This window comes from Agrobacterium vitis, from assembly GCF_013337045.2.
Taxonomy (GTDB): domain Bacteria; phylum Pseudomonadota; class Alphaproteobacteria; order Rhizobiales; family Rhizobiaceae; genus Allorhizobium; species Allorhizobium vitis_B.
The window spans coordinates 3,717,606-3,733,445 of record NZ_CP118259.1 but is presented as its reverse complement, the minus strand read 5'-3'; the positions used below and the strand labels follow the sequence as shown (position 1 = coordinate 3,733,445).

At 59.1% G+C, this 15,840-nt stretch carries 15 protein-coding genes and 1 pseudogene; 1 reads left to right on the top strand and 15 read right to left on the bottom strand.

All coding sequences use genetic code 11. The features are described 5' to 3' along the window. Positions 1 to 487: 487 nt before the first annotated feature. Positions 488 to 1,876: a leucyl aminopeptidase family protein gene (locus G6L01_RS17590; protein WP_070163940.1), complete on the bottom strand. Its 1,389-nt coding sequence runs from the start codon at positions 1,874 to 1,876 to the stop codon at positions 488 to 490. 274 nt (positions 1,877 to 2,150) lie between these two features. Here G6L01_RS17590 and G6L01_RS17585 point away from each other — a divergent pair. Continuing rightward, a pseudogene (locus G6L01_RS17585) lies at positions 2,151 to 2,960 on the top strand (tetratricopeptide repeat protein); the annotation flags it as partial. 206 nt (positions 2,961 to 3,166) lie between these two features. Here the strand turns inward: G6L01_RS17585 and phnN are convergent. From phnN to phnG, 14 genes are all read right to left on the bottom strand, one after another. Next, positions 3,167 to 3,796 carry a phosphonate metabolism protein/1,5-bisphosphokinase (PRPP-forming) PhnN gene (gene phnN / locus G6L01_RS17580; RefSeq protein ID WP_420359823.1) on the bottom strand — a complete coding sequence of 210 codons (630 nt, stop codon included), beginning with the start codon at positions 3,794 to 3,796 and terminating at the stop codon, positions 3,167 to 3,169. Beyond that, positions 3,796 to 4,947, bottom strand: coding sequence for an alpha-D-ribose 1-methylphosphonate 5-triphosphate diphosphatase (locus G6L01_RS17575; RefSeq protein WP_070163941.1), 1,152 nt, complete (start codon positions 4,945 to 4,947; stop codon positions 3,796 to 3,798). Before G6L01_RS17575 ends, phnN begins: the two co-directional genes overlap by 1 nt. Continuing rightward, on the bottom strand, positions 4,947 to 5,648 hold the full coding sequence (locus tag G6L01_RS17570; RefSeq protein WP_070163942.1) for a DUF1045 domain-containing protein: 702 nt from the start codon (positions 5,646 to 5,648) through the stop codon (positions 4,947 to 4,949). The genes G6L01_RS17575 and G6L01_RS17570 overlap by 1 nt, the downstream gene beginning before the upstream one ends. A gap of 112 nt (positions 5,649 to 5,760) precedes the next feature. Next, complete coding sequence (gene phnE, locus G6L01_RS17565) at positions 5,761 to 7,260, bottom strand: phosphonate ABC transporter, permease protein PhnE (RefSeq protein ID WP_070163943.1); 1,500 nt, start codon at positions 7,258 to 7,260, stop codon at positions 5,761 to 5,763. 9 nt (positions 7,261 to 7,269) lie between these two features. Further along, complete coding sequence (gene phnE / locus G6L01_RS17560; protein WP_070163944.1) at positions 7,270 to 8,232, bottom strand: phosphonate ABC transporter, permease protein PhnE; 963 nt, start codon at positions 8,230 to 8,232, stop codon at positions 7,270 to 7,272. A 75-nt stretch (positions 8,233 to 8,307) separates the two neighbouring features. Next, positions 8,308 to 9,216 carry a phosphonate ABC transporter substrate-binding protein gene (gene phnD, locus G6L01_RS17555; protein ID WP_070163945.1) on the bottom strand — a complete coding sequence of 303 codons (909 nt, stop codon included), beginning with the start codon at positions 9,214 to 9,216 and terminating at the stop codon, positions 8,308 to 8,310. 157 nt (positions 9,217 to 9,373) lie between these two features. Next, the gene (gene phnC, locus G6L01_RS17550; protein WP_070163946.1) at positions 9,374 to 10,213 is read right to left on the bottom strand and encodes a phosphonate ABC transporter ATP-binding protein; all 840 of its coding nucleotides are present in this window, start codon (positions 10,211 to 10,213) and stop codon (positions 9,374 to 9,376) included. Positions 10,214 to 10,329: 116 nt separating this feature from the next. Next, positions 10,330 to 10,953 carry a DapH/DapD/GlmU-related protein gene (locus G6L01_RS17545; protein ID WP_070163947.1) on the bottom strand — a complete coding sequence of 208 codons (624 nt, stop codon included), beginning with the start codon at positions 10,951 to 10,953 and terminating at the stop codon, positions 10,330 to 10,332. Between the two features lie 75 nt (positions 10,954 to 11,028). Continuing rightward, a complete protein-coding gene (gene phnL, locus G6L01_RS17540) occupies positions 11,029 to 11,757 on the bottom strand; it encodes a phosphonate C-P lyase system protein PhnL (RefSeq protein ID WP_070163948.1) in 729 nt (242 codons plus the stop codon). 12 nt (positions 11,758 to 11,769) lie between these two features. After that, entirely contained in the window at positions 11,770 to 12,546 is a 777-nt protein-coding gene (gene phnK / locus G6L01_RS17535) for a phosphonate C-P lyase system protein PhnK (protein WP_012654706.1), read from the bottom strand. Then, positions 12,543 to 13,451 (bottom strand): alpha-D-ribose 1-methylphosphonate 5-phosphate C-P-lyase PhnJ, encoded by a 909-nt coding sequence (locus tag G6L01_RS17530; RefSeq protein ID WP_070163949.1) that lies wholly within the window; start codon positions 13,449 to 13,451, stop codon positions 12,543 to 12,545. The genes phnK and G6L01_RS17530 overlap by 4 nt, the downstream gene beginning before the upstream one ends. A gap of 142 nt (positions 13,452 to 13,593) precedes the next feature. Continuing rightward, positions 13,594 to 14,700, bottom strand: a complete 1,107-nt coding sequence (locus G6L01_RS17525) for a carbon-phosphorus lyase complex subunit (RefSeq protein WP_070163950.1) — start codon at positions 14,698 to 14,700, stop codon at positions 13,594 to 13,596. Continuing rightward, complete coding sequence (phnH, locus tag G6L01_RS17520; protein ID WP_420359822.1) at positions 14,701 to 15,306, bottom strand: phosphonate C-P lyase system protein PhnH; 606 nt, start codon at positions 15,304 to 15,306, stop codon at positions 14,701 to 14,703. It abuts the gene before it with no gap. Continuing rightward, positions 15,306 to 15,773: a phosphonate C-P lyase system protein PhnG gene (gene phnG, locus G6L01_RS17515; RefSeq protein ID WP_070163952.1), complete on the bottom strand. Its 468-nt coding sequence runs from the start codon at positions 15,771 to 15,773 to the stop codon at positions 15,306 to 15,308. The genes phnH and phnG overlap by 1 nt, the downstream gene beginning before the upstream one ends. Between the last annotated feature and the right edge of the window lie 67 nt (positions 15,774 to 15,840).

Genomic DNA, 15,840 nt, shown 5'->3' with positions numbered 1-15,840 from the left:
TGAAATGCCGAATAATTATTTTAATTCAAATAAAAATCCCTCCAAACCGGTTCTTTTTGCGCTTTAGCGCGATATCAGGCTTTTCAAACAGGCCTGTAATGCTTTGAAAATAAAGGCTTTCGAGATCAGCTGACGATGTTTAGGTGAATAACCGCTCTGGACTCATCAAGGAGAGGTCTTACACCTGGCATTGGGAATAGTCGGCTCCTGGCGCTCAAAACACGATAATCATAGTCAAAATAAAAAATGAACGATAGCCTCTTTGTCGTCAACAGATGATGAACAGTCTGTCAAACGGCACAACAATACTGAGGCCCTGATAACCCCAAACTGGCGTCAGGTTCTTCAACTGAGAAATGATGAGTGCAGCGGCCTTAAGGAATGGTCACTGAAGATAGATTGCCGGATTTCAGATTTCGGCGCACCTTCACCCTCGAGAGATTTTCAAACCTCTCGAGGGTGAAGACAGCATCATCAACGCTTTCGCTTATTTGAGCGCAGCGATATAGCGATAAAGCGCGCGAATCGCCTGTGCCTCGCCACCAACCGGGCTATGAGGCCGCTCTTGCGGCGCCCAGCCGAAAATGTCGAAATGCGCCCAGCTTGCCGTTCGGGTGACAAAGCGCTTCAGGAACAGCGCAGCGGTGATTGCCCCTGCCATGCCGCCCGCAGGTGCATTAGTGAGGTCGGCAATCTGCGAGCGGACCATTTTCTCGTAACCAGGGAAAAGCGGCAGGCGCCACATCGGGTCGTCAGTTTCAAGGCTTGCATCTGCCAGCTCATAGGCAAGCGCATCGTCATTGGAGAAGAAGGCCGGCACATCCGGCCCGAGCGCCACACGGGCAGCCCCCGTCAGTGTCGCCATGTCAATCAGCAGGTCCGGTTCCTCTTCATCGGCATAGGTCAGGGCATCGGCCAGGATCAACCGTCCCTCGGCATCCGTATTGTCGATCTGAACCGTCAGGCCCTGACGGCTTGTATAGATGTCACCGGGCCGGAACGCATTGCCGGCTATGGAATTTTCCACGGCAGGCACGATGACGCGCAGATCCACCTTCAGCTTGGCATCCATGATCATCAGGGCAAGGCCCAGCACATTGGCCGCGCCGCCCATGTCCTTCTTCATCAGCAACATGGATGAAGACGGCTTGATATCCAGCCCGCCGGTGTCGAAACAAACGCCCTTGCCGACCAGGGTGATCTTCTTGTGGCCCTTCTTGCCCCAACGCATTTCGAGAAGCCGCGGCGCTTGGGCGCTGGCCCGGCCCACGGTGTGAACCAGCGGGAAATTCCGGTGCAGCAGCTCATCGCCGATCACCACGCTGACCTCTGCCTTATAATGATCGCCCAGCGCCCGGAAGGCTTTTTCCAGATCTACCGGCCCCATGTCATTGGTGGGCGTATTGATCAGGTCTCGGGCCAGGAAAACGCCTGCCAGCTGGCGGGCAATGTCGCTGGCATCCGCATCCTGAGGCATCAGCAGTTTGGGATGATCCGAACGCTCGGCCTTATAGCGCTCGAAACGATAGCTGCCCAGGCCATAGCCCAGAACCAACCGGTTGGCCGTCAATGGCGCGGTCTCGATATGCCAGTCGCCAGCCGGTAATGCCCGCGCCAGCTTGCCCGCCAGAAACGGATTTTCTCCTGGCGCGCCGCCGAGGCCAAGGAGCGCTCCGCCCAATTGTCCATCGCTGGTGGGGATCAACAGCAGCGAACCCACATCCGCCTTGTAACCTGCCTTCTTCGCCCAATCGAGCGCAACAGGGTCAATCGCTCCGGTTTCGATATGGGCCGGCGTCACCGCGAAAATCGGCAGGGACTTACCGCCCTTGGTCAGAAACGGGGTGGGTCTTTCAATATATTGATAGGGTGCCATGATTGCCCTTTTGCTGTTCCATCACTTCACAGTCAGCTTTACCGCAAAATTCCTTAGAATCGGTTCCTTCGCGGAGGTTTTCTCTGGTGAGAAGGCCGGGTCCGATTTTTCCCGCAGATATACGGCTGACTAAAATGTCAAACGCCGGATGGTCTCGTAGACCAGAGGCATTTTAACACTCCATTAGGGTTAACAGATTATTGCTTTTCTATGGTTGCAGGGTCGATGGCGGTGATTCGTCCGCCTGTGAATTCAGGGGTATGGGGATAGAGTGATGGCTGTTTGGCGTTCATCCATTCAGATTTGTGGGGCACTGCCGGCTCTTTCGGTGTTTGCTCTGGCGCTGGCGCTGACGGGCTGCGCCACCACCTCCAATACCGACAAAATGTCGACCGGCTCGATCCCGAGCATGACCAAGCCCGTTGATCAGATGACGCCGGGCGAAATCGCCATGGCCACCGATAGCATGGGCCGGGCCTATGAGAAAAATCGCAAGAACGCGCAGGTTGGCGTGGCCTATGCCAATCTGTTACAGATGGGCGGCCGCGCGCCGCAGGCTTTATCTGTCATGCAGCAAGTGGTGATCGCCAATCCAAATGACCGCCAAGTGCTTGCCGCCTACGGCAAGGCACAGGCCGCCGCCGGCCAGCTGGAACAGGCCTTGACGACGATTGGCCGTGCCCAGACCCCCGACCGGCCAGATTGGCGGCTGTATTCTGCCCAGGGCGCGGTTCTCGACCAGCTCGGCCGCACCCAGGAGGCGCGCGCCGCTTATCAGCAAGCCTTGCAGATCCAGCCCAACGAACCTTCGATCCTGTCGAATATGGGCATGTCCTATCTGCTCGGCGGCGATCTGAAAACCGCTGAAACCTATCTGCGCAGCGCATCCCAGCAACCCGGCGCCGACAGCCGGGTTCGCCAGAACCTTGCCCTTGTCGTCGGCCTTCAAGGCCGTTTCGACGAGGCCGACCGGATTGCAAGAGCCGAACTTTCACCCGACCAGGCAGAGGCCAATGTGGCCTATCTGCGCACCATGCTGAACCAGCAGAATACCTGGAAACAATTGGCGTCCAAGGACACAGCCCAGAACCCCGTCAGGAAACCTGCCCAGCCCGCCGCTAAGGATCAGACCCCTGCTAAGGATACGAGCGTGGCGGCAACCCCTCTTCGGTAACTTCATAAAAAAGGCTATGGTCTGCTCTGAGACAGCACCAAGCAAACTCTACAGCACAGTGCAATTTATAAAACCCACAAAGAACGTTGCAACGCCTTAAGTTTGGTTCGTGCTGATTAGAATTTTTTAGCCGCTTCAATCGTCTCGATGAAACGCCTGCCCGCCTCTTCCAACGGGCCGGAATTGTCGATGGTCACGACAGGGTAGTCGCCGCGAATGTCAGGCGGGCTGCGTTGTAGCCTTTGCAGAATGTCCTCGCGGCTTTCCCGGCCCCTCGCCTCCAGCCGATCGGCCAGAACCTCGGGGCGGGCGGTGACATTGACCACCAGCATTCGCGGAAAGACCTGTGCAAACCGGGGAAGTACCGAGCGTGAGCCGTTGGCGATCACCACGCTGCCATTCGATAGCCAGCGATGCACATCGTCAGGAATGCCATAGCTTAGGCCATGCGCATCCCAATCGACCGCAAAACAGCCAGCGGCCTTCAGATCATCAAACTCGGAAGGACTGGCCGGGCGATGATCCTCGCCGCCCGCATCGGCGGCCCTTGTGATGACCCGCTGGACGAAATGTACGGGGCAGAACTGGGCATCAACCTGTTCGGTAAAATACCGCTTGGCATAGGCAATCAGACTATCCTTGCCCGCTCCGCTTGGGCCGACCACGACGATCATCCGGCCCTTATCTTCAGCCTTGGCACCCGGATGATCAGGCACGTTACCGGGCATGGCGGAATGCGGCGCCATCACGCAACCCTTCTGCCCTGGCGCCAGACGGAGCGTACCACCGGCACGCCACCGTGATTTTCGCTGTAGCGCACCCGCACCAGATCGGCGCGCAGGCCAGGGGCAATCCGGCCCCGATCTTCCAGCCCGACGGTGCGGGCCGGCGTCGAAGTCACCATGGCCAGAGCCTGCGGCAGGCTGATCGCCTCATAGCGATGGGCGAGCACGAAAGGCGCGTGCAGCAGGCTGAGCGGGATATAATCGGAAGACAGCACGTCGAGCACGCCGCGCTCGGCCAGATCGGTTGCGGCAATATTGCCGGAATGGGAGCCACCGCGCACCACGTTGGGCGCGCCCATCAGCACGCTCATCCCCGCCTGGTGCGAGGCATCGGCGGCTTCAAGACTGGTCGGAAACTCGGCCAGACGCACACCATGGCCCTTGGCCTCTTCCACATGGGCAAGCGTCGCATCATCATGGCTGGCAACCGTAATGCCGCGCTCGGCGCAGATGCGGGCCAGCGTATCACGGTGCTGGCCGGAATATTGCGCGGAAGCCTCCAGCCGCTTTTCGACAAAGCGGGCAAAGGCCTCGTCGGTGAGCCCCTTCTTGGTCTTATAATAAAGCGTGTACTGGTCCATCGTCTGGAACTGGCGCTGACCCGGGGAATGGTCCATCAACGACACCAGCCGCACATGCGGGTCCTGTTCGAAATCAGAAAAATGGTCGAGGACATTGTCAGACGCCACTTCGCAGCGCAGATGCAGCAGATGCTCGGCGCGGAGACGGTCATCCTTCTCGGCGGCCTGGATGGCATCGGCCATATCGCGCATTTCGCCCTTCTCAAACCCGCCATCCTCGTCCGACCCCATCCGCAGACAATCGAACACGGTGGTAATGCCTGAGGTGACGATCTGCGCATCATGGGCCTGAATGGCCGCCGTCTTGTTCCAACGCACGCCGGGTCGTGGCGAATAATGCGATTCCAGATGATCGGTGTGCAGCTCGACCAGACCGGGGATCAGATAATCGCCGCCGAAATCCTCGCCTATGCGGCTGTTGCCTTCTGAAATTTCGGCAATCAACCCATCGCGAATGACCACAGCGCCCTTCAGAAGCAGCCCACTTTCCAGCACCACAGTCGCATTGGACAGCACGGTTTCATTCGACATCACAGACTTCCTTCAGACCCGGCAAGGGGCAACCAGCGGTGAACGGTAAAGGGCGCATTGCGGCTCGGCTCGACAAACAGGCCAAGCCCGCCAATCGGCAGCGCCCGGTTGGTAAAATCAGCGAACCGGTTCTCCAGCACAGCGCGCATCGCATCGCTACGCTCGGCGTCCACAGGTCCGGTCAGGGTCATGTGAAAGCGGAATTCCTCCATGACATATGGATAGCCCCAGGTTTCCAGCAGGGCTCGCTTGCGCTCGGACAGATTTTCCGGCTTGCGCCTGATAATATCGGCCTCGCTCAAGGGGGCGCGAAACGGCTCGAAAGCCTCAACGACCGACGCGGCAAAATCCTGCAAGGGTTGATGGGCCGAATCGGGAACCACGGCAAAAAACGGGCCGAGTTGATTGACCACGACCTTCGGGATCTCAAAGGCGGGCGTCGCCTTGCAGAAGCGCGAAAACATCTCCAGCAACGCTGCTTCGCTCTCACCTTCCTTTAGGGAAAACGGTGCTTTCAGCGTGGCATGAAAGCCGTAGCGACGCGGATCGGCGGTCAAGGCGGTGATCTCATCGTCTGAAAACCCTTCCACCGGCTGCCGGTCAAGATCCGCGCCGGTGAAGGCATCGCGGCCCAGCCAGCGCTTGGCGGCAAGGGTCAACGGATCGTCTTTGGGCGGTGTAAAATAAAGGGCGTAACGCACGGCAATCCTATCCCGGGAATCAGCTTGGAAGAGCCTGTATCTGACCCTTCTCAAGCGATGGAAGCAAGCCTTGTCTGGCAGGCGGCGATGCCGAAACTGCACCAGAGGAAGATCATTTTTGCGCGCCGATCAGTTTTGAGCGCAGCAGGTTGGACACGGCATCGAAGATAAACACCACCAGCAATATCAACAGCACCATATAGCAGACATTTTCCCAATTCTGGTTGGTGCGCATCGCTTCCCAGAGCTTCAGGCCAATGCCACCCGCCCCGACCGCACCGATAATGGTGGCCGAGCGGGTGTTGGATTCCCAGAAATACAAAGCCTGCGATGCAAAGACCGGCAAAACCTGCGGCAACACGCCGAAGCGCTGCACGGCGAGCGGCGAAGCGCCAACCGATTTCACCCCTTCGCGCTGCTTGTCATCGATATTTTCAAGCGCTTCGGAATAGAGCTTTCCGAGCGTGCCTGTGTCGGTGAAGAAAATCGCCGAGATCCCGGCCAGCGGCCCCGGCCCGAAGGCGCGGGTGAAAAACAGCGCCCAGATCAGCATATCCACCGAGCGCAGGAAATCGAAGAACCGCTTGGTCAGTTGGTTGACCGGACGGTTGCGGGTAATGTTGCGCGCCGCGATGAAGGACAGCGGAAAGGCGATCAGCGAGGCAAACACCGTGCCGACAAAGGCCATAACCAGGGTCTGCGCCAGCTTGGTCCAGACATCCAGATGCTGCCAGGACGGATTGTAGAGAATGTCGTTCCAGGCCAGCGACAGGTTGGACCGGTCGGGATCGAGCCTTGGACCGGTGGCGATCAGGCTGACCACTTCGGTTGCGGGCCTGCCGAAAAATGCGGAATTGGTATCGAACAGAAAATTGGCCCAGCCAAAAAACCGGTTCCGCACCCTGACCCGGTCGGCGCTGATATCCGCCCAGCCCTGAAAGCCGAAATAGGCCATGACCCGGCCGCCGCGTTCGCGCTGTTCGACCCAGCCCGGCAGTGGCCCATCGGCAAGGACGGTGCCCGCCTTGCGGTCAAGCATCAGGGTGACGCGCTCAGCGCCCCGGTTCAGGACTACACTTTCCGGGCTGACCAGCAGCGAAGCGCTGGAGCCGAGGTTGACATCGGCCTCCCTGATCACCTCTTCCTGGCGCGTGACCGGCGCTGCTTGGGCCGCGACCGGCGCCTGTTGCGGGGCTGCTGCCATGAAATTGAAGCTGGAAGCTTTTGGCGCGGGTGCCGCTGCCGCTGGCGCATCGGCAGCAGTAGTCGTGCGGGTCATCATCTCTTTTTTGGTCACCAGCCAATCCGGGTTCGGATTGGAACCAATCGGGTCGAAGCGCGAATAGGCAATGGAAATCGCCCCATCGGGCGCGATATTGATTTCGGGCCGGATCTCATAGGAAACCCAATCGGCCAGGTAGTTGCCGGCAATCCCCCAGCTGGCGCTGGAGACCACTTTTCCAACCGCAAAGAACCACCAGGAAAAGGTGAAATACAGCGCAAGCAGGACAATGGTCAGCGGCACGCGGTAGCGCTGCCAAAAGCTGCGGCGGAAGATCTCCGGATGGCGGGCGGCAATCAGGTCCATTTGGGTGGCGTCGAGATGTGTCATGGCCGGACCTCAGGAAACAGCATGGAAGGCTTGCTCACCAACCAGTTTGCGGCGCAACCAGGCCGAAAACTGATCGACGGCGATCACCGTGGTCAGGAGCAGGATGATGATGGCGACGGTTTTTGCCGCATGGCCCTGGCTGATCGACAGGCGCAAGGGTTCGCCAATGCCGCCACCGCCGACCGCACCAATAATCGTTGATGCGCGCACATTGATTTCCATGCGCAACAGGGCGTAACTGATGAAATTCGGCATGACCTGCGGCACCATGCCGAACCACAGCCGCTCCAGCCAACTGCCGCCGACGGCACGCAGGCCCTCGTCCGGCTTCATATCGGCATTTTCCACCACTTCGAAAAACAGCTTGCCGAGCGCGCCGACCGTGTGGACTGAGACCGCAATCATCGCCGGGATCGGGCCGATGGAGAGAATGGCGAGGAAAAACCCGGCCAGCACCACTTCCGGAAAGGCTCGCAGCAATTCCATGAAGCGGCGCACCGGCCAGCGGATGAACCTGTTCGGCATCATATTGCGGGCCGCCATGAAGGAAAAACAAAAGCCCAACATGCCGCCAATCAGGGTCGAGACCAGTGCGATATTCAGCGTCTCGATCATCTTGTAGAAATATTCCGGGATATAAAGCGTCTGGGTGAGATAGTAGCGCCCTTCAGGATAATTGTATTTCAGACTGCCATCGTCATAGGGCGACGGCAGGTCGAACATCGCCCGCCAGATCTCATTGCCATCGCGCGGAATGAGCGTTTCGACGAAATCGAACAGATGCGGCAGACGGTCGAAGAATTTTCCGGAATTGGTATCATTGGCAAACCATAGCGATCCTGCCAGTGCCAGAAACAACACGGCAAGACCGGCTACTGTGTAAAGGCGGCGGGTTTGCGCCAGCGCATTCCAGTGGCTCTCGATCACACGCCCTTGTTCGCTCAACAAGGACAATCTGGCGGTATGGCTCATCTGGCACTTTCCAAAATGGACAAATGGGTAAGCCGCCGGAGATTGCTCCGGCGGCTCTGATGCTTTCAGCTGCGATCAGCCGCCGATGGTTGCCTTGCGGGCGTCGATGACCGGCTTGTAGAAATCGACATTCACAGCCGCAAAGCCCTTGAAATCGCCGCCTTCGATGGCGGAGAAGCAGGCGGCGTCGGTCTTCGGCAGGTCCATCATGAAGGCCTTGACCTTGGTCTTCATGTCGTCGTTCATCGAGGAGCGGATGACGATCGGGCCGTTCGGGATCAGCGGCGACTTCCACAGTTCCACCAGGTCGTCCATGTTGAGGACGCCCTTATCAACCATCTTGCGCAGGTTGCCTGACGTGTAGCCGTCCTTGAAATTGCCAACGCCGGAGCCGAAGGTGGTGCCAGCATCGAACGTGCCCTTCAGCACTTCGAGAACCAGGTTTTCATGGCCGCCGCCAAAGCCTGTCGATGCCACATATTCCTTGACCGGCTTGCCGCCGAGCGCGTCAGGCAGGGTCACGGTCGGGATCAGGTAGCCAGACGTGCTGTCAGGATCGGCAAAACCGAGCTTCTTGCCCTTGATGTCGGTGACTTTGGTCATGCCGCTGTCCTTGCGGGCCACCATGATCGAATAATAGCCCATCGAGCCATCGGTCTGTACCGTGGTCAGGATCGGCTCAACGGCCTTCGGGTTGGCCAGATAAGCCTTGGCATAGCCGGAAGCGCCAAGCTCGGCGTAATCAAGCGTGCCGCCCAGAAGACCCTGGATAACGCCGTCATAGTCGGATGCCGGGAACAGCGAGACCTTGGTGAAGCCGAATTCCTTCTTCAGGTGATCGGACAGGCAGTTGTAATTGCGCAACCGGTCGGCTTCGTTCTCGCCGCCGAGAATGCCGATGCGGAATTCCTTCAGGTCTTCGGCAGCAGCCACGCCGGCCAGCGACAGAAGCGTCACGGAGGCAAGCAGAATTTTCTTCAACATGGTCTCTCTCCTGGTTTTCCGGTCTGGTTTTCCCGCAGGGCCGGAATCTGTCTCTTGGTATAAGAAAGGCGCCTTTGACGCGGGCAAGCGAAGGCGGTGCCATCAGGCTGAAAAGCCTCGACAGCAAAGCTATTGGTTTTAGAGCATAATTAGCAGTTCAGCTTGCGGTGGCCGCCACCATCGGCACGGAAAGGGCAACCTCCGGCTTCGGCAGGCGGATCGCGGTCGATGTCATGCTCTCGTCAATGCCGTTGCCATCCTGGCCAGTGCCATAGATCTCCTGCACCGCCTGCGCCGTCAGCGCATCCGGCGGACCGTCGAACACCACCTTGCCCGCCGCCATGCCGATGATTCGCTCGCAATAGGACCGCGCCGTATCCAGCGTGTGCAGATTGGTGATCACGGTAATGCCTTCGCGCTCGTTGATGTCGCGCAGCGCATCCATGACGATCTTGGCGTTCAGCGGATCGAGCGAGGCGATCGGCTCGTCGGCCAGCAGCATTTTCGGCGCCTGCATCAGTGCGCGGGCAATAGCCACCCGCTGCTGCTGACCACCCGACAGCGTGCCAGCTGGCTGCAAGGCCGTCTGCTCGATGCCAAGCCGCTCCAAAGCGGCAATCGCCATGATCCGCTCTTCGCGGGAGAAGATATTGAGGATGCTCAGCGCCGTGGAGCGATGGTTGAGACGCCCCAGCATGACATTGGTGAGCACATCCAGGCGCGGTACCAGGTTGAACTGCTGAAAAATCATCGCACAATCGCGCTGCCAGCTGCGCAACGCCGAGCCTTTGAGGCGCGTCACGTCCTGATCGCCGAACCGCATCGACCCGGAGGTCGGATCGGCCAAGCGGTTGATCATCCGCAGCAAAGTGGACTTTCCCGCACCGGAGCGACCGATAATGCCGACCATCTGCCCATGCGGAATGGACAGGGTCACGGCCTCCACGGCAATCTTCTTGCCAAAACGCCGCGTCACCTCGGTCAGTTCGAAATTCATGCGCTTGTTCCGATGTCATATCCAAATCCAGAGCGAGCTATAGTTCAGGTCGGTGAAGCGCCCATGTCAGTTTCATGACATTTCTGTTAAAATCAGAGGGTAGAAAGGCCTATACTTCAGGCTAAGACTTCATGTCGGGCGAGAAAATCTTCGGCGGAAAGTGTGCGGAAGTCGGCAAGGGCAGCGTGAAGCCGCTCATGCTGCCAATCCCACCAGGCAAGTCTGTCCATGCGCGCGCCGATACCTGGTCCAAACCGGGGCTTGATCGGCTTGGCTGGCACCCCGCCGACGATGGTATAAGGCTCCACCGACTTGGAAACTACCGCGCCTGCGCCCACGACCGCGCCATTGCCGATGGTGACGCCGGGCAGAATGGTGACGCCGTGGCCGATCCAGACATCATGGCCGATCACCACCCGGTTTTCCCGCCGCCAGTCGAAGAAATCCGTTTCCATATCCGCCCCTTCGAAATAATCGACGGCCCGGTAGGTGAAATGGTGCAATGTGGCGCGCCAGGTGGGATGATTGGGGGCATTGATGCGGACACTGGCGGCAATATTGGCAAATTTGCCAATGGTGGCACACCAGATGGAAACATCCTGCATCACATAGGAATAGTCGCCCATCTCAACTTCATCGAGACGGCTGCGCTCAGCGACTTCGGTGTAGCGCCCAAGCGCGCTGTTCGTGACGCTGGCGGTCGGGTTGATTTGGGGCTCAAGCCCAAGACGGGTGCTCATGCGGCGATGCTCCTAGAGTTTGTCAGGGAAAAGTGGGTACCGGTTTTCCCGAAAAGACAAACGAAAACAAGAAAGCTAGAGGATGGCTGGTTCAATCTGAACCTGACGGCCTCTAGGTGAGAATTGCGACACATCGAGAATGGTGTCGGCAACTGCTTCGCGCACTTCCTCGTCGTGGAAAATGCCGAGCATGGCGACGCCCTCGGCCTTTTTTCCGGCAATCAGGTCGATGACCACGGCACGATTTTGCGCGTCGAGCGAGGCCGTCGGCTCATCCAGCAGCAGAATTTTATGATCGGTGATGAAGCCGCGAGCAATGTTGACGCGCTGCTGTTCGCCGCCTGAAAAGGTGGCAGGCGGCAATTGCCAGAGCGCCTTGGGCAGGTTCAGCCTGGCCAGCAGATCACTTGCCACCGACCTCGCCTCGTCGATGGCCACGCCGCGCGCCGTCAGCGGTTGAGCCACGACATCCAGCGCCGACACCCTTGGAACCGTGCGCAGGAACTGGCTGACATAGCCCATCGTATCGCGGCGGATATCCAGCACCATGCGTGGCATGGCCGACGCCAGATCCACCACCGTATCGTGATGGCGCACCAGGATCTGCCCGCTATCGACGGCGTAATTGCCGTAGAGCATTTTCAGGATCGAGCTTTTGCCAATGCCGGACGGACCGCCCAGCACGGAGCAGGAGCCGCTTTCCACGGAAAAGCTGACATTGCGCACCACCGGCAGGACAAGCCCGTCGCGCAGATGCATGGTGAAGCTTTTGGCGACATCGGAAACGATAAGAGGTGTGGGCATGGGTCTATCCAATCACACTTGAAGAATCGAGGAGACGAGCAATTGCGTATAAGGTTCGCGCGGGTCGTCCAGCACCCGGTCGGTCAGACCCTGCTCGATCACATGGCCGTCCTTCATCACCATCATCCTGTGCGACAGCAGCCTTGCAACAGCGAGGTCATGGGTGACGACGATGACCGACAGGCCAAGATCAGCCACCAACCCACGCACCAGATCCAGAAGCCGGGCCTGCACCGATACATCCAGCCCGCCGGTCGGCTCGTCCATGAACACCAGACGCGGATTGGTGACGAGATTGCGGGCGATCTGCAACCTCTGCCGCATGCCGCCGGAAAAGGCGCGCGGCTGGTCGTCGATGCGGTCAGCGGCGATTTCCACCCGGTCCAGCCAATCGGTGGCGGTGGCGCGGATATTGCCATAATGCCGCTCGCCGACCGCCATCAACCGCTCGCCGACATTGGCCCCGGCTGAAACGGTCATCCGCAGGCCATCGGCGGGGTTCTGGTGAACGAAGCCCCAGTCAGTGCGCATCAGAAAGCGCCGCTCGGCCTCGCTCATGTGATAAAGCTCGCGGTAGGCACCGTCACGCATCCGGTAATCGACACTGCCGGTGGTCGGCATCAGTCGCGTGGACAGGCAGGACAGCAGCGTCGTCTTGCCGGAACCGGATTCGCCGACCACGGCCAGCACTTCCCCCGGCCAGAGATCGAAGGAGACATTGGCGCAGCCGATCCGCCGTCCGTAGAATTTCGACAGGTCGCGGACCTTCAAAAGCGGTTGCTGGGTCATTGGGCAGCCTCCTCCTGCTGTGTTTCGGCCAGCATCTCACCCCGATGACCTTTGGCGCGGCGATCCTCGCAATGGTCGGTGTCGGAGCAGACGAACATTCGCCCGCCCTTGTCGTCTAGGATCACTTCATCGAGATAGACATGCTCGGCCCCGCAGAGCGCGCAGGGCTTGTCGAAGCTTTGCACCGTGAAAGGATGATCCTCGAAATCCAAGCTGACGACATCGGTATAGGGCGGCACGGCATAGATCCGCTTTTCACGGCCCGCGCCGAACAATTGCAGGGCCTCTGACCGGTGCATTTTCGGATTGTCGAATTTCGGCGTTGGCGACGGGTCCATCACATAGCGGCCCGCCACCTTGACCGGATAGGCATAGGTGGTGGCAATCCGGCCATTGCGGGCAATGTCTTCATAAAGCTTCACATGCATCAGCCCGTATTCTTCCAAGGCATGCATCTTGCGTGTCTCTGTCTCGCGGGGCTCCAGGAAGCGCAGAGGTTCCGGGATCGGCACCTGATAGACCAGAACCTGGCCCGCCCGCAGCTTTTCCTCGGGAATCCGGTGGCGGGTCTGGATGATGGTGGCTTCGCTTGTGTGGGTGGTGACCGCCACATTGGCGACCTTCTGGAAAAACGCCCGGATCGACACGGCATTGGTGGTGTCGTCGGCGCCCTGGTCGATCACCTTCAACACGTCTTCCGGCCCAAGGATCGCCGCCGTCACCTGGACGCCGCCGGTACCCCAGCCATAGGGCATTGGCATTTCGCGCGAGGCGAACGGCACCTGATAACCGGGGATGGCAATGGCCTTCAGGATCGCCCGGCGGATCATCCGCTTTGTCTGCTCATCCAGATAGGCAAAATTATAAGTAGCAATTTCGTCCGCTAATGAAACTTCCGTAATCATTGTGCGTTACCCTTCCAGAAATTCGCAAACAGGGAGCAATGAGCATGGAAATCGAAATGATGTTCGCCGTCTTCGTGACCCTCATGCTGGGCGTTTCGACGCTTTGCGCTGTCTGGTATGCCGATCACGACTGATAGGCCGGTCATTCCGCTGCCTCGCTCAGGTCCAGCCCTTGCTGGCGGGCCTGTTCATGCTCGGATCGCATCCGCCGCACCAGATCGAGTTCTGCCTGAAAATCCACGTAATGCGGCAGCTTCAGATGCTCGACAAAGCCTGTTGCCTGCACATTGTCACAATGGGACAACACAAATTCCTGGTCCTGGGCAGGGGCGGTGATATCTTCGCCCAGTTCTTCGGCGCGCAGTGACCGATCCACCAGCGACATGGCCATCGCCTTGCGCTCACTCTGTCCAAAAACCAGGCCATAGCCCCGGGTGAATTGCGGCGGGGCCTTTGACGATCCCTTGAACTGGTTGACCATCTGGCATTCCGTGACCTGAATACGCCCAAGCGACACGGCAAAACCAAGCTCCGGCACATCCATCTCCACCTCAACCTCGCCCAGGCGGATTTCGCCAGCAAAAGGATGGCTGCGGCCATAGCCGCGCTGGGTGGAATAGGCGAGCGCCAGAAGGAATCCTTCATCGCCACGGGCCAGCGATTGCAGCCGCAAATCCCGCGCCATCGGAAACTCGATAGGCTGGCGGGTAATATCACCGGCCAGATGATCCTCCGGCATGTCGCCATCGGGTTCGATCAACCCTTCCTCGCGCAAGATGTCGGAGACCCGCATAGCGGCTTCGCTGGTTGGGATTTTCTGGACCGGCGGCTCAACGTCGCCCTCTTCCAACAATGACGGGTCGAGCAAACGGTGAGTATAGTCGAAAGTTGGCCCCAACAGCTGGCCGCCGGGCAAATCCTTGTAAGTGGCGGAAATCCGCCGTTCGATTAACATCGCGCCGGTATCGACCGGCTCTGACAGGCCAAACCGCGGCAGCGTGGTGCGATAGGCACGCAGCAGGAAAATCGCCTCGATCATATCGCCCCGCGCCTGCTTGATGGCCAGCGCCGCGAGCTTGCGATCATAAAGAGAGGCCTCGGCCATGACGCGGCCAACGGCCAGCGCCAATTGCTCGACAATCTGATCGACGGTCATTGTCGGCAGGCTTCGATCACCCCGGCGACGATCGGCCAGCAGGCTGTGGGCATTGGCAATGGCGGTCTCGCCGCCCTTTACAGCAACATACATTTACGCCTCCTCGGATAGGATCGCGCAGCTGCGCGGCAGGCAGAGAAAATCCCGACCGGCGGTGAAAATCGCATCGACGCCGCGTGGAAACAGGGCATGATTGTCCTGCCAATGGCGCAGAAAACCGTCCGGCAAGCCAAGCGGAGCGATTATAGTCCGGTCCTGAATACCAGGACCCTTAAGAGTAAGCGGTTGGCCGCCTTCGAGACTGGTGGCTTCATAAATGAGCGTCACCGAGCGATCAGGATAGTCCTGCGTGCCGGTGGAAAATTGCGCGAATGCCGCAAGCGGGCTTCCTGCTTCGAAAAACGCAAACTGCGCTTCGGTCTTGTCGGCTGTCGTCCCAGCGCCGGTGTGAAAGCTCAGCCAGGCGGGCACGGCACTTTTGCCAAGCCCGCCGCTCAGCCAGACGCGGGTGTCGACGTCACACAGCGTCAGAGCAATGGCCGCCTGTGCCAGACCGAACGGTGCTGGCGGTTGCAGCGACAAGGCAACATTCTGGTGGGTGCCGGGCCGGGCCATACCGTCCATGACGGCCCGAAACACGCTTTGCGCCTCAAATACCGGCTGAGAAAAACCGCCGGTCAGGCTTTCCGCTTCGAGCATCAGTCTTCTCCTCTGACCATGGTGAAGAAATCCACCTTCGTTGCCGCTACCTGTTCTGCTCTAACGCGGTCGCCCTCATTCAGGCGCCGCTCCACAGCCGCCAACAACGGCTCAATCTTGTCGCGATGCGCGTCATCCTGCCAAAGCGCGTCGAAAATTGCTGAGAGCCGCGCCTTTTCCTTGGAAGTACCCAGTGCCTGAGCATGCCCGACCTGGCCGGAGGCCAGCCTGCATGTCGCCCGCGTCACCGTTACTTCGCCCAGATTGAAGGACGCGCCGCCGCCACCGATACGTCCACGTACCATGACCAGACCAGTCTCCGGTCCGCGCAGGAATTGTGCTTCCGGCGCCAACGGCAGCGCGCTCCACAGCACCTTTAATTCGTCCAGATGGGCCGCCGCCAAAAGGTCAACAACTCTTTTTCGATGCACACCATCCGGATTTGCACTTTTTGATCGTGCGCCCATTGCCAAACCTCCATTTGTCTATTAATATAGACAACCATACAACTTATCTTTACAAATATTCCTCCGG

Coding starts and splice junctions, on each gene's coding strand:
- G6L01_RS17590 (WP_070163940.1), bottom strand. CDS start 1,876: ATGGCACCCTATCAATATATTGAAAGACCCACCCCGTTTCTGACCAAG.
- phnN (WP_420359823.1), bottom strand. CDS start 3,796: ATGGCGCCGCATTCCGCCATGCCCGGTAACGTGCCTGATCATCCGGGT.
- G6L01_RS17575 (WP_070163941.1), bottom strand. CDS start 4,947: ATGTCGAATGAAACCGTGCTGTCCAATGCGACTGTGGTGCTGGAAAGT.
- phnE (WP_070163943.1), bottom strand. CDS start 7,260: ATGACACATCTCGACGCCACCCAAATGGACCTGATTGCCGCCCGCCAT.
- phnE (WP_070163944.1), bottom strand. CDS start 8,232: ATGAGCCATACCGCCAGATTGTCCTTGTTGAGCGAACAAGGGCGTGTG.
- phnD (WP_070163945.1), bottom strand. CDS start 9,216: ATGTTGAAGAAAATTCTGCTTGCCTCCGTGACGCTTCTGTCGCTGGCC.
- phnC (WP_070163946.1), bottom strand. CDS start 10,213: ATGAATTTCGAACTGACCGAGGTGACGCGGCGTTTTGGCAAGAAGATT.
- G6L01_RS17545 (WP_070163947.1), bottom strand. CDS start 10,953: ATGAGCACCCGTCTTGGGCTTGAGCCCCAAATCAACCCGACCGCCAGC.
- phnL (WP_070163948.1), bottom strand. CDS start 11,757: ATGCCCACACCTCTTATCGTTTCCGATGTCGCCAAAAGCTTCACCATG.
- phnK (WP_012654706.1), bottom strand. CDS start 12,546: ATGACCCAGCAACCGCTTTTGAAGGTCCGCGACCTGTCGAAATTCTAC.
- G6L01_RS17530 (WP_070163949.1), bottom strand. CDS start 13,451: ATGATTACGGAAGTTTCATTAGCGGACGAAATTGCTACTTATAATTTT.
- G6L01_RS17525 (WP_070163950.1), bottom strand. CDS start 14,700: ATGTATGTTGCTGTAAAGGGCGGCGAGACCGCCATTGCCAATGCCCAC.
- phnH (WP_420359822.1), bottom strand. CDS start 15,306: ATGCTCGAAGCGGAAAGCCTGACCGGCGGTTTTTCTCAGCCGGTATTT.
- phnG (WP_070163952.1), bottom strand. CDS start 15,773: ATGGGCGCACGATCAAAAAGTGCAAATCCGGATGGTGTGCATCGAAAA.